General features: G+C 56.9%; 11 protein-coding genes and 1 tRNA gene. 3 read left to right on the top strand and 9 right to left on the bottom strand.

Annotated features, from left to right (window positions below):
* Positions 1-695 precede the first annotated feature (695 nt).
* Positions 696-1,454, bottom strand: coding sequence for a phycocyanobilin:ferredoxin oxidoreductase (locus AC2IAX_RS16730; protein ID WP_494388456.1), 759 nt, complete (start codon positions 1,452-1,454; stop codon positions 696-698).
* A gap of 75 nt (positions 1,455-1,529) precedes the next feature.
* Positions 1,530-1,673 carry a hypothetical protein gene (locus tag AC2IAX_RS16725; protein ID WP_099533016.1) on the bottom strand — a complete coding sequence of 48 codons (144 nt, stop codon included), beginning with the start codon at positions 1,671-1,673 and terminating at the stop codon, positions 1,530-1,532.
* 418 nt (positions 1,674-2,091) lie between these two features.
* Between AC2IAX_RS16725 and AC2IAX_RS16720 the strand changes: the two genes are divergently transcribed.
* Positions 2,092-3,033 (top strand): ABC transporter ATP-binding protein, encoded by a 942-nt coding sequence (locus AC2IAX_RS16720; protein ID WP_494388455.1) that lies wholly within the window; start codon positions 2,092-2,094, stop codon positions 3,031-3,033.
* Positions 3,034-3,206: 173 nt separating this feature from the next.
* On the opposite strand, the gene AC2IAX_RS16715 is transcribed toward AC2IAX_RS16720, so the two are convergent.
* Both AC2IAX_RS16715 and AC2IAX_RS16710 read right to left on the bottom strand, forming a co-directional pair.
* Positions 3,207-3,278 (bottom strand) — tRNA-Asn (locus AC2IAX_RS16715).
* 321 nt (positions 3,279-3,599) lie between these two features.
* The gene (locus AC2IAX_RS16710; RefSeq protein ID WP_494388454.1) at positions 3,600-3,812 is read right to left on the bottom strand and encodes a hypothetical protein; all 213 of its coding nucleotides are present in this window, start codon (positions 3,810-3,812) and stop codon (positions 3,600-3,602) included.
* A gap of 76 nt (positions 3,813-3,888) precedes the next feature.
* Between AC2IAX_RS16710 and AC2IAX_RS16705 the strand changes: the two genes are divergently transcribed.
* Together AC2IAX_RS16705 and AC2IAX_RS16700 are read left to right on the top strand one after the other, a co-directional pair.
* Positions 3,889-5,124: a HetZ-related protein gene (locus AC2IAX_RS16705; protein WP_494388453.1), complete on the top strand. Its 1,236-nt coding sequence runs from the start codon at positions 3,889-3,891 to the stop codon at positions 5,122-5,124.
* 220 nt (positions 5,125-5,344) lie between these two features.
* Positions 5,345-5,998, top strand: a complete 654-nt coding sequence (locus tag AC2IAX_RS16700) for a hypothetical protein (RefSeq protein WP_190526040.1) — start codon at positions 5,345-5,347, stop codon at positions 5,996-5,998.
* A 539-nt stretch (positions 5,999-6,537) separates the two neighbouring features.
* Here AC2IAX_RS16700 and AC2IAX_RS16695 read toward each other — a convergent pair.
* The 5 genes from AC2IAX_RS16695 to AC2IAX_RS16675 form a co-directional block, all read right to left on the bottom strand.
* Positions 6,538-8,829 carry an ATP-dependent helicase gene (locus AC2IAX_RS16695; protein ID WP_494388452.1) on the bottom strand — a complete coding sequence of 764 codons (2,292 nt, stop codon included), beginning with the start codon at positions 8,827-8,829 and terminating at the stop codon, positions 6,538-6,540.
* Between the two features lie 89 nt (positions 8,830-8,918).
* Positions 8,919-9,578: a YqiA/YcfP family alpha/beta fold hydrolase gene (locus AC2IAX_RS16690; RefSeq protein WP_494388451.1), complete on the bottom strand. Its 660-nt coding sequence runs from the start codon at positions 9,576-9,578 to the stop codon at positions 8,919-8,921.
* Positions 9,579-9,911: 333 nt separating this feature from the next.
* The gene (locus tag AC2IAX_RS16685) at positions 9,912-10,577 is read right to left on the bottom strand and encodes a Spy/CpxP family protein refolding chaperone (RefSeq protein ID WP_494388450.1); all 666 of its coding nucleotides are present in this window, start codon (positions 10,575-10,577) and stop codon (positions 9,912-9,914) included.
* A 37-nt stretch (positions 10,578-10,614) separates the two neighbouring features.
* Entirely contained in the window at positions 10,615-11,145 is a 531-nt protein-coding gene (locus AC2IAX_RS16680) for a hypothetical protein (protein ID WP_494388449.1), read from the bottom strand.
* The gene (locus tag AC2IAX_RS16675) at positions 11,142-11,780 is read right to left on the bottom strand and encodes a sigma-70 family RNA polymerase sigma factor (RefSeq protein ID WP_494388448.1); all 639 of its coding nucleotides are present in this window, start codon (positions 11,778-11,780) and stop codon (positions 11,142-11,144) included. The genes AC2IAX_RS16680 and AC2IAX_RS16675 overlap by 4 nt, the downstream gene beginning before the upstream one ends.
* Positions 11,781-11,839 lie beyond the last annotated feature (59 nt).

The raw sequence follows: 11,839 nt of genomic DNA, 5'->3' as shown, positions 1-11,839 counted from the left end.
TGAATCGCTTACTTTTACCAATTGATCCCCGTCGATCCGGCAACCTGGCCAGAATCCGTTGGGGGGCTGGTTCGATCGCTCGGGTTCCTGTGGTGTTGCCCTTCAGCCCATGCTCCTGTAATGCTTGTGGGCTGCTTTCTGGTCGTTGACGAACCAGGCGATCGCCCAAACGACTGAACCCAGATGCTGGGAGCAACTGGGCACGGAGTAAACATGGGTTTAGGGAGCCGAGTTTTGGAGGATTGGCTCAAATGGGGGCTGAAAGGTTGGGGGTTGTCGTCAAATTACCTGAAACCCTGGTTCCACCGTTAGCAGATCGTGGAGGACAAGGGGCTTTAGGGCTTGTCGTCGTTTAACCCAAAATCCTAGATCTACCGTTAGCGGATCGTGAGGGACAAGGGGCTTAGGGCTTGTCGTCGTTTAACCCAAAACCCTGGTTCCACTGTTAGCGGATCGTGGGGGACAGGGGGCTTAGGGCTTGTCGTCGTTTAACCCAAAATCCTGGTTCCACCGTTAGCGGATCGTGGGAGACAAGGGGCTTAAGCCCCTTGTTACGACGGTTGGGGTATGGGAAATCAATCGTTTCTGCCTGATCTCAGGAAATGACGACAGGCTCTGGTTCAGCAACCATCAATTTCAGCCAGTCCAGGGCAGCTAGTCCAGTTAAAGCGGGTTAAATCTCTGTGTAATGCCGTCTAGATAACGTCAAAAAGAACGGTGGTCATGTAGCGATCGGCCCAATCGGCTCCAAAGGCTTTTTCCAACACGCGGCGAGTTTTATCGTTTTGCAGTTGCTGTTGGCAATAGCGCCGCTGACCCATTTCAATGGCGGCAATTTCAGCGGCATCTTCTGTGGGAGAAAGGGCGATCGCCTGTTGACAATGCAGCCGCAAAAAATCACCAATGCGGGTCACAATTTGTGCTTCTTCCTGGGCATTTTCGGGCCGCACAAACAGGCAGTGAGCGGAAAAAATGGTGCCCCAACTGGGGAACGTTCGCTCTTGGCTGAAAACCAATTCCGGCAAGGCGCTGAGGGCTTGGTCATAGGGGCTGGGCAGGGCGCGATCGTCCATTACGGGTGACAAGTCCGCGATCGCCATGCTCAGTTGTCCGCGCCCAGCCACCAAATCAGACCCAAACATGGGCAGAGCAAAGGTCGATCGCGGAAACATGACACAATGCAAAATATCCAAGGCGCTGCCCACTTGCGCCAATTCCAGGTGAATTTTGCGAAATTCGCGAGTTTGGTAGCAGCGATTTTCAATAATTAATTTTTCGCCTTCCAGGGTTCCTTCCACATACCCCAAATCCTCAGGCATTTGGTAGGGTTCCAGGCTCAATTCCGATTGCCAAATTTGCTCGATCGCGTTGGCAACGGCGGTAATGGTGGGATGCAGTCGATCGCGTAAGGAACCTGACTTGACAGGCGATTCCAAAGACATTTCAGAAGTCATGATGATTGTTGAGTTTTTGAATGATTTGAATGAACTGAACTTTGAATGAACTAAATCTTGAATGAATAAAGCGTCCTAGAAACCCATGGGCAACCATTCCAGAATGGGCGCTGGAACCATTTCCCGGCTGTCTAGGATTTGCACCACAATCAGATAAATCGCCCCCAACAGCAACGAAATTGCGCCAGTGGCAATGGCTACCCACTTCGATCGGGTCATGGGGGTTCCTCGCAAGGTTCAGGATGTTTTCGCGGTATGTTCGGAATTGACCGAGTTGGCTGGGTTAATCCATGTCCCAGCGTCTCAGTCACGGGCCCAACAGGGGCCTTGTGCATTCTTCAGTCTAAGGTGCGCCGGGCCAAGGGAGATCGTCCGGTGGCCCGCTGCGGAACCCACATCTACAGGCTTAATCAACGGCACAATGGGGATTGCGACTCAATGGGTGCATTAGTTGGGATCCAGATGCATTCCGCATTGATCGATCCACAGTGATCGATCCGCATTGATTGATCGATCTGTGCTGCATGGGTCTGTGCGGGATTGATCTTGCTGCGCCGAATGCATCCCGCCCCGATCGGCCTTTGCTGTCTTGACCCGTACTGTTTTGATCTTGCTGCATTAACCTTGCTGCGTTGCTATGGAACTGGAATCCTGGATTGTTGAAGCCCACAACATTCGCAAAACCTACCGCACTGGTTTTTGGCTCAATCAATTGGTCACCACCCTGCGAGGTGTGTCCTTGGCGGTGCGATCGGGTGAGACCTTTGGCCTGTTGGGGCCCAACGGGGCGGGCAAAACCACCCTGCTCAAGATTTTGCTGGGAATTGCCAACCCCACGGCCGGCAGTGGCACGGTGCTGGGGCGGCCCTTGGGCGATCGAGCCGTGAAGCAGCGGGTGGGCTATTTGCCGGAAAATGCCTATTTCTATGACCACCTCACCGGTTGGGAATATTTGGAGCAAGCGGCGGCCCTGTTTCAAATTCCGCGTGCCGTTGCCCAAAAGCGCATCGTTGAACTGCTTGATTGGGTGCAGCTTTCTGAAACGGCGGCCCGCAAGAAGTTGATGAAGCAATATTCCAAAGGCATGTTGCAGCGGGTGGGCATGGCCCAAGCGCTGATCAATGATCCGGAGGTGATTTTTCTAGATGAGCCGATGTCGGGCCTTGACCCGATCGGGCGGCATCAGTTTCGGGAAATTGTGCTGACTCTGAAGGAGCGCGGCAAAACGATTTTTTTCAACAGCCACATCCTCTCCGATGTGGAGCAAGTGTGCGATCGGGTGGCGATCTTGGCCCAGGGAGAGTTGCTCTGTGTGGGATCTCTGGATGAACTACTGGGCCCCAGCAGTACCTATCGCGTTGTGGGCCGAGGGGGGTCACCGGAGGCGATCGCGTCGTGGCTAACGGAGGCCGATTTTCAGGGCGATCACTGGCGCGGCTTGCTGAAGGGCGATCCGGCTGAGTTTCTGCGGGCGATCGACCAGGCCCAAGCCCAAGTGCTGAGCCTGAATCTTCAGCGCCCTTCCCTGGAGGACTTTTTCATGAACCTGATTCGCGATCGACAGGTTCGCCCCAGTTAGCCCCAGTTAGCCGTTGTGGTTGCTGGACTTCGGAGCAAGGGGCTTAAGCCCCTTGTCTGCTTTGATTGACGAGGCCTACAAACCAGTGGACTTGGATTTTCAGACGAACGCTTAAGAGCCTTTGGAAATCCAGCTTTTGTTATTCAATCTCTCAATATTCGAGATTTTAGAAACTCCCCAGACAGGATTCGAACCTGTGACCAATCGATTAACAGTCGACCGCTCTACCGCTGAGCTACTGAGGAATGTGCGTCCAACGCGGAAACTAAGATAATCGCCACGGCTAGGGTTTGTCAAGCAAATTGCTCAAGAAATTTTGAATGCTGCTGTTTGGGGTCTGCGAGGCGGTCGGAAAATTTCGGAGAATTTTTGACGATTCAGGCATCCTCTGAGCGCACAACACTTTGAACCACGGCGATCGGGCGGCTCTTGGCTTGAATGCCCCTGGATTCGGCGGCGCAGATCCGGATCCTCGCCCCCTTGCCCGAAACATTGGCAGGGAGGATTGTGCAACCCGGCAAATCCGCAACCCCATCCTCAAAAATGCGCTGTTTCGATCCGGTTGGTCAACTGGCTGAGGAAAGCGACGGTTTCAGGGGCGGTTGCCAAGCTGGATAGCCTCGGAAGCAGGCCGCCACAAGCTTTATCCCATCTGCCCTTGGGCGTTTTAGGTGTCTGCGATGGTCGATCGCCCCGAAACAGGGGGCCGATTGCGATCGAGCCAGTGACACAGACGCGCGATCGGCACTGGGGCTGGCTCCGTAGAGTGAAGCTGTCAAGAGAAACGCACCTCCCAAGCGCTTCCCCGACAACCTTCGTCGTCACCGTTGTGTTGTGCATCCTGAGGTAAGAATCGTGAACGCTCAACTGGCCACCGCCCCCCAAGTCCGCCGCCCTTCCAGCCCCGTTCCCGCCGCGACCGTTGCCCTCAGCCTTGTGCCAGCCCCCGCCGATGCCAGCGCCCAAGTACAGATGTTGTTGGATGAGGTGGTGAGTTCGGTGGGGCAAATGCCCACCCGAGCGATCGCCACAGTTGAGCGCATCCTGAACGAAGTCAGCCGCGTTTGCCAAAAGAGCGATCGGATCCAAGCCTCCGGTCAAGTGGACGATTGGGCCCTGTCCCTGGCTCGTCACCGGCTCCAAAAATGCCTGGCTTACTATAAGCGTGGCTCCGAGCGTGGCCGAGTGGAACTGCACAGCACCCTCAGCGCCATGGTCTATCGCTACATTGCTCCGGCCCAAGCGGAACTGAGCTTCCAGGCTCGCTACACCCTGATTGAAGATTTCATGCAGGCGTTTTACATCGAATCCCTGCGGGCTTTTCGGCGGGAAAACGACTTGCTTGAGACCTACCAGCCCCGCACCCGGCTGGAGTTGGCTGAATATCTCTCCTTCGCGGAGCAATATGCCAAGCGCCGCATTTCTCTGCCCGGTTGCCGCAACCAACAGTTGATCGTGCTGCGGGCGAAAAGCTTTGCCCGTCGCCAACCGCCGGAAGTGGCGATCGACATGGAATTGGCCGTGGAAGGGGGCAAAGGCGAAGAGGCTGAACAATATGCCCGCAGCAGCGCCGTGCAGCAAGTGCGAGAGCAAATGGTTTCGGAGGCGATCGACCCGGCGGAAGCGGTTCTGCGCGATCGAATCTTGAACGAACTGGTGGACTATCTGCGCAACCAAGGTCACCACGACTGTGTGGATTACCTGGCCCTGAAAATGCAAGACCTGTCTGCTCCGGAAATTGACGAAGTATTGGGCCTCAGCCCCCGTCAGCGCGACTATCTGCAACAACGGTTTAAGTATCATGTGGAGCGCTTTTCCCGGATGCACAACTGGGAATTGGTTCACCAGTGGCTCGGGGCCGATGTGGACGATCGCCTAGGGATGTCCGGTGCGCTGTGGACTTTGTTTTGGGAGGAACTGACCCCCGAGCAACAGCAACTGGTGCAACTGAAGCAAGCTCAAAAAGACGAAAAAACCATTGGCAAGGCGATCGGCTGCACCCCCAAACAGGTGCAAAAGCGCTGGTTCAAGCTGCTGACCTTTGCTTGGCAAGTGCGCAACGGTGAAGTGACCCTTCTGCAAGAGGCCTAGGCGATCGCCTCATTTCCCCTTCTGGGGGCTGATCGCCCAGGAATTCAGCTCCTTCGGTAACGACGAAATTCAACGGCAGGCCCCGCGCCTGCCGTTTTTGTTAGCTGGTCAACTTCAGGCAATCTGTTAGAGTAATTGGAAGCTCCGCACCACCGACCCTGCGGGCTGCCGCCAAAGCGGTATGCTCGTTTCCAACCGACGAGAAAGACCCACAGCACCTATGAAATCGAAAGCATTTTGGGGCTTGGTTTCCCTGGTGGCGGCTAGCGTGCCTACGGTGGCCCAAGCTGCACCTGCGTTGAACCCCCACATCAAAGTTGACTACCACGAGCAAAGCCTTGCTCAAGAGGTGGTCTATGGAACCTACTACGATGGCCCTCGCCTGCGCGTGGTGACCGATCCGACCGGTGCAGCTCTGCGCAAGAGCTTTGAGTTCCCGATCGACCTCTCGATGAAGAAAGAGAGCAGCATCACCACCAGCACCCCGATCACCGATCGCTACAAGATTCACCAATTTGGTGATTGCAACAGCGACAACAAAATTACCTTCGAAGATCTCGATATTCACCGGGGTATCTGCAACTCGCGTTTCCAAGCTTGGTCGCGCGAAGTGCAAGAGTGCATGAAGGCTGGCCCGGTGTTGATCCGTGACCTGACTGGTAACGAAGTGTTCATCTACAACAAGGATGGCCAAGAGCTGTCGCGCGATATTGTGCTGAATGCTTCCGGCAAGGCCGTGTGCCGTCAGTTCATCGGCCGTGCCACCCCCGTGAGCATGGATCGTCAGTGCCGTGACGTGGTGGTTGAGCAACGTCCGTTTGTGGCTCCTTCCGCGCCGATGGTTCCCTCGGGCCCGATTCAAGGTCTGTGGTAAATTAGCCCCTCCTGCTCTGGTTGCTGCATTCGGTTTCAAGGCCGAATCGTGATCAATGCTGGTGGAGTCTAAATCGGCGGAGTGAAGCAGCGGAGTTTAGATCCAGTCTCAAGACTCTCTAGATTTGCTGCTGCAAAGTGCTCTGGCGAACAACTCTGAAAAGGGTTTTTGGAAAAGGGATTGGTTTCGGCCAGTCCCTTTTGCATTGTTTGTTGAGAGGATGCCTGAACGGCCAAAGCTGCTACCTTGTGGGTTACCTTGCTCGACGAAGACAAGGGGCTTAGGGCCTGTCGTCATTTCCTAGGATCAGGCGGAAACGATTGATTTTCCATGTCCCAGTCGTCGTAACAAGGGGCTTAAGCCCCTTGTCCCCCACGATCTGCTAACGGTGGCATCAGGGCTTCAGGTGATTTGACGACAGGCCCTAAGCCCCTTGCCCCACGACTACTAGCGCTTTACAAGTATCCCAAGCCACTTCTCAGACATCCTTCGAGGTTGTTGATTGCGGTTGTTGATTGCGGTTGTTGGTTGCGGTTGAGCTAGGGAGCCGATCGCTTGCATTCGGGAAAGTCCGCCTCCAAAGCCAAAAATGCAGGGCAGGGCGTTTTGGTGGTGAGGTTTTCGGGCTTGTTCCAGGTGAAGGGGGCTTGTTGTTCGGCCGCCATCCACAGCAGTCGCTTCGCCCGGGTCATGGCCACGTAAAGCAGGCGATATTCTTCGGCCACTTTTAACCAACGGGCTTGGTGGGTGGCGATCGCGATCGGGGGAAGTTTGGCGGCTCCATGCACCCGATCGCGAATTTGGGCCCGTAAACAATCACCCAAGTTAAATGCCCCTAAAAACTCCATTTGCAAAGGCACACGCGCTTCGGTGCTGAAATAGTCGCTGTGGAGGAAGGGCAAAAAGACCCCATCCCAGTCGAGACCTTTGGCTTTGTGGGCGGTGATGATGGTGAGCTGACCGGAACGGGTGTAGGGGGACTCGGGCAACTCCTCAGCTTCGACGGGAGCGAAGGTTTCGTTGCTGACAATTTCAGCGAGGTTGTTCAAGGTGGTTTCTAGCCGTTGGTCACCCCGATCGCGCTGCACGAGGGTTTCGATTAATTTGTCGGTGGTGGCCAGCTCGGCGCGATCGTAGCCCAAGGTCATGGCCAAGAAAGACAGGAGGGCATAGTGGGGCAAATGCAGCCGGGCGGCCAAAATGCCAGCACAAATCCGCCGGGCCTGGCGGGCTGAGTCTACTAAGGGTGGATCCAACGGCCCCGGATAAAGAAACTGTTCGGGTTGGGCGGCCAGGCTGTCCAAGTCTTGGGTGGGGATTCGTTGTCGATCGACCAAAACCCGCAGCAGGGCCTTCAGGTATTGGGGCGAGTGGGGCCGATCGAGAAATTGCAGCAGGGTCAACATTTCCCCAGGTACGTGGGATTGGCGATCGCTGGCTCCCACTTCGTAAAGATTGAGCCGATCGCCAAATCGATCGCCCAAGGATTTGGCCACCCAGCGCCCCTGATCATTGGTGCGCACCAAAATCGCCAAGCTGAGATCGGGGGCCTTGGCCCACAGGTCGATCGCCCGTTGACCAATTTGAGCGATCGACTGGTGAATATCGGCGGGACGCACCAACTCCAGCCCCAATCCGATCGGCGTTGGGTTGGCGTTCGGCTGGGGATCGTTGGGTTCTGCCGCTTGAATGCATTGCAACTCAAAGGGCGGCAGGGCCGATCGCGCGCCCATCTGTTGGGTGAGGCGGGGAAATTCCCGATCGTTCGTCCACTGCACCAGGACGTTGGCCGCTTCCAGAATGATCAGGCTGCTGCGTCCCGATCGATCCATTTGGGCAAACCGCCCCTGCGATCGACAGGCTTCGCAAAACCGCCGGAAGAACACCGGGTCGGCCGGCGTGAAGGAGGAGTTAATCGCCTGATTGGGATCGCCCACCCGCACCAGGTTCACCGCATTCGTAGCTGGGTCGATCGCCAACTGTTCCAACAGTCGCGCTTGCAGGGGTGAGGAGTCCTGCGCTTCGTCCTCAAACACCGCAAAAATGCGCGATCGCCATAGGTTCGCCGCCTCCGGATCCGCCAAAACCCGCAAGGCCGCCAAAATCATGTCGTCATAGTCGATCGCATTGCGCCGTTGCAGTTGGGCTTCATAGGCTTCGTAGAGACCCGCCGCGATCGCCAAACCTGGATAGCGATCGGTGGCCAGCTCCGGCGCTTGGCCCATTTGCTGCAAATCTGCGGGCTTCAGTCCCGAGCTTTTGGCCTCGCGTACCACCGTTAGCATCAACTCCGGCAACAAATCCGTTCGCAACACGGACAGTCGCCGCAACCGTTCCGCCTCTTCCCCGTCAAATTCCAACCCCTCCAGCAACAGCCCGTAGAGGGCCGGGTTTTGGGTAATCCAATCATCAACGGCATTGGCAATTAGTCGGTGCTGGCGATCGGGAGACACCAGGGTGCGATCGCGCTCCATGCCCGACAGTTCCGGATTGCGTCCGGCAATTTGCAAGGCCAAGCCATGGAGGGTTTGCACCGTGAAGCCCTGGCGCGGGAGACCCAATGTTTGCAGGGATTCGCGAATTTTGGCCTTCAGGTGGGCCGCTGCCGATCGAGTAAAGGTCACCACGGCCAGTTGGCGGCGCGCGTCCAACTGAAACCGGGCGATCGTCAGGGCTGCCGCTCGGGCCATGCCCGTGGACTTGCCCGCGCCCGGTACCGCCGAAACCGCCAAGGGCCCGCCCGTCCAATCGGCAATTTCCCGCTGGCCCGGCCGCAAACCATCCCGTAACCGTTGCCAAGCGATCTCATCTCGACTGCTGGTGATGACCATGCTGGCTATCTTGCTCTTGATTTCCGCAATGATTCGGCCCAAAACTATTCAGCCCAAAACTATTCAGCCCAAAATTATTCGGCCCAAAACTAATGGAGTATTTGGGGAGGGTTAAGGAGCTGAAAAAATCGCTCAATTGCTTGCCAAATCGGCTCGATCGCGTCGCCCATGGCGTGATCCGTCTCCAGTTCGATGAATTCCACCCAAGGATGGCTCGCTACCCATTGCCGACTCAGCTCGATCGACACCGTGCGATCGGCCCGTCCATGCAAAATCACCGTTGGCAACACCCGCTGAAGCTTGGACTGATCATAGCGCTGGGCATCTTCCCAAAAGCCCAACCCCAAGGGCAACTCTTTCCCGGCTGTGTAGTGGTAAACCATCAACTGACCACTCCTTTGCCATTGGGCTAATTGATCCGGCGACAGGCGATCGTACCAACTTTGGGGAAATCCCAAGGCCGGAGCCAACAGCCCCAACCGTTGCACCTGGGGGCATTGTTCCGCCACCCACAGGGCCGTCAAGCCACCAAAGCTCGAACCAATCAGCCCGATCGGTTCCTCCGGCATTTGGTTAATCAGGGCTTGCACTTGCTGAATTTGGCGGCTGAGGGTCAGTCCGGTGAATCCCCCCTCATTAAAGTCGGGAATTTCAAGGGCGATTTGATGTTGTTGAAATCGATCGGTCAAGGCCCTGGCCTTAAATGAACCGGGGCCCGAAGCAAAACCGTGCAGGTAGAGATAGCGCATAGAGCTGGATCCAAGCCAAGGAAAAACAGCAAACGAGCAGCATGATCGCCGTGATCACCACAGTTACGATCCCAACATCGCGATCGCCCTGATTGGTCAAATGTTCACCAAATTTTCACTAGATTCGTGGCAGAAGATTCTCAGCAGAAAACCGCGCAGGACAGGCGATCCTACACGGCTATCAGGTTGCAGCGCTGGCTAACGCTGGGAAGTTGGCTGGCGCTGGGAAAATGGTCGAAAAACCATTGGGAAACTCTCTGAAGCAATCCCTAGCAATTTCCCTAGAAAAATCGCTTTGGGAAGTCAATTGGAAAGCACCAACCTATTGCGGCTCTATTGCGACCGTTGGTTGTTAGGCTGCCCTTGGTTATTGGGTTGTCCTTGCCGATTCCAGCCCTGGCCGCCTTGGCTATTAGGTTGCCCTTGCCGATCTCGACCGCCGGGCCCACCCTGGCCGTCGGGGCCGCCATGTCGCCGGCCCGGCCCGCGCTCCTGCATTCGTTGAGCCAATTGTTGCCGCTGGGCCGGGGTCAAAATTTCCCGCATCGCCAACATGCTTTCAAAGCGCAAATCACCCATTTTTTGCATTTCCGCCTGCAAGCGGTTGTGCTGCTGCCGCAGTTGGTCGGCGCTGGCGCTGCCGGCCATCAGGCGGCCCATTTCTTGGCGAACGGTGTCGATCGCGGTTCTTTGTTGATCCATGCGGCTGCGGAATTGCTCGCGCACTTGGTCGAGTTTTTGGGTTTGTTCGGTGGTCAAGTTCAGGTCGCGCAACATGCCACCGGGGCCACCCCGACCGCCCCGTTGACCACCGGGAGGGCCACCATCCGGGCCGCCGGGGCCACCCGGGCCGGGGCGATCGTCCATTTGCGACATCCAATCATCATCGGGCCCCGCTTGGGCGTTGGCCAACGGCACTAGGGCAGCAGTCCCCACGGCAGCGACGGCGGCCATGGACATGAGGGTGATCTGAAGGCGATTCAAGTTCCAAAATTTCATAATGGCGAACTCCTGAGAGATGCTGATTAATCAGGGGCTAGAGGTAAGGTGTCCATTGATCGGGAAGCGCCATGGCCGAGAGCGATCGATTCACCAGCTTGGTTGGCTCCGTTTCCCAGGTGTGGGGGTCGAAACTCCAGGGCAGCGAGTCATCGGTGCTGGCCGTTTGGGTGGTGACGTTGCTGGGCGCGAGGGTCACGCCCCAGGTTTCGTTGATGAAGCTTTCGAGATCGGCTTCCGCAACGCTGGGGGCTGGGGCCTGAGTTCCCGGGCCCTGTTGGAAGAGGGCCCAACAGCCGATCGCGATCGCCCCCAAACTGCCTAGCCACAATTGCCGATGGCGGCGGGCGGCCCGTAGTTGGCTGGCCTCAATTTCCAACAGCAGCGATCGCTCCAGGCCCGGGGCGGCGGGCGGCGGGCTGGGACGATGTTGGCGCAAGAAGTTCACCACTTTGACATCCTCCTGACCGGAAGGGCCAGCAGCCGGATGGGCGGGCCGGCGGGGGTTGCCACCGGGGCGGGGTTGAGCGTTAGCCTCATCGGATGGATGAGATGGGCGATCGGTCATAGTTCCACCCCCTGCTGCTGCAAAAACTGCCGAATTTGGGCCCGGGCGTAAAAGAGCCGCGATTTGACGGTTCCCACCGGAATTCCCAAAATTTCCGCCGCTTCCTTTTGCGAAACGTCTTCGAGATCACACAACACCAAAACGGCCCGGGCCTCGAACCCCAAAATGGCCAGCGATCGCTGCACCAAATCTTGGTAGTGCAGTTGGCTGAGGGGGGATTTGTCTTGGGTTTGGGGATCGATCGCCTGTTCGATCGCCCGTTCCGCCAAGTCAGGATCCGCCGTGGATTCCAAGCGGCGGGCGCGGTTTTTGGCCAACTCCCGCCGCCGATCGCTGGCCACATTCCAAGTGATTCGATAAAGCCAAGTGGAAAAGCTGGCCGACCCTCGAAAACGCGGCAACCCTCGCCAAACCCGCAGGAACACCTCCTGCACCAAATCATCTAAACCATCCGCATCGCAGAGGGAATAGAGCGTGGCGCGTACCCGAGCTTGGTGTTGACGATAAAGATGCTGGAAGGCTCGCGCGTCCCCGCCAGCGGCCCGTTGCACGATCGAGCGATCGTCCGTGGCCACCGCCAAAACCGCCGTCCTTTGCCAGCGACCCAATTGAGCATAGAGAGCCTTTCCCAGCATTCAGCCCTTAAACCTAGAAATCCTAGAAACACTGCTGCTGGCGGCTTGTTAGCCCCTCC

Source organism: Limnothrix sp. HT2024 (assembly GCF_059138625.1).
The sequence above is the reverse complement of the archived record's forward strand: the minus strand, read 5'-3'. Positions and strand labels throughout refer to the sequence as shown.

What these genes read in the sequence shown, in the direction of transcription:
- AC2IAX_RS16730 (WP_494388456.1), bottom strand. Translation starts at nt 1,454, where the DNA reads ATGACTTCTGAAATGTCTTTGGAATCGCCTGTCAAGTCAGGTTCCTTA.
- AC2IAX_RS16725 (WP_099533016.1), bottom strand. Translation starts at nt 1,673, where the DNA reads ATGACCCGATCGAAGTGGGTAGCCATTGCCACTGGCGCAATTTCGTTG.
- AC2IAX_RS16720 (WP_494388455.1), top strand. Translation starts at nt 2,092, where the DNA reads ATGGAACTGGAATCCTGGATTGTTGAAGCCCACAACATTCGCAAAACC.
- AC2IAX_RS16700 (WP_190526040.1), top strand. Translation starts at nt 5,345, where the DNA reads ATGAAATCGAAAGCATTTTGGGGCTTGGTTTCCCTGGTGGCGGCTAGC.
- AC2IAX_RS16695 (WP_494388452.1), bottom strand. Translation starts at nt 8,829, where the DNA reads ATGGTCATCACCAGCAGTCGAGATGAGATCGCTTGGCAACGGTTACGG.
- AC2IAX_RS16690 (WP_494388451.1), bottom strand. Translation starts at nt 9,578, where the DNA reads ATGCGCTATCTCTACCTGCACGGTTTTGCTTCGGGCCCCGGTTCATTT.
- AC2IAX_RS16685 (WP_494388450.1), bottom strand. Translation starts at nt 10,577, where the DNA reads ATGAAATTTTGGAACTTGAATCGCCTTCAGATCACCCTCATGTCCATG.
- AC2IAX_RS16680 (WP_494388449.1), bottom strand. Translation starts at nt 11,145, where the DNA reads ATGACCGATCGCCCATCTCATCCATCCGATGAGGCTAACGCTCAACCC.
- AC2IAX_RS16675 (WP_494388448.1), bottom strand. Translation starts at nt 11,780, where the DNA reads ATGCTGGGAAAGGCTCTCTATGCTCAATTGGGTCGCTGGCAAAGGACG.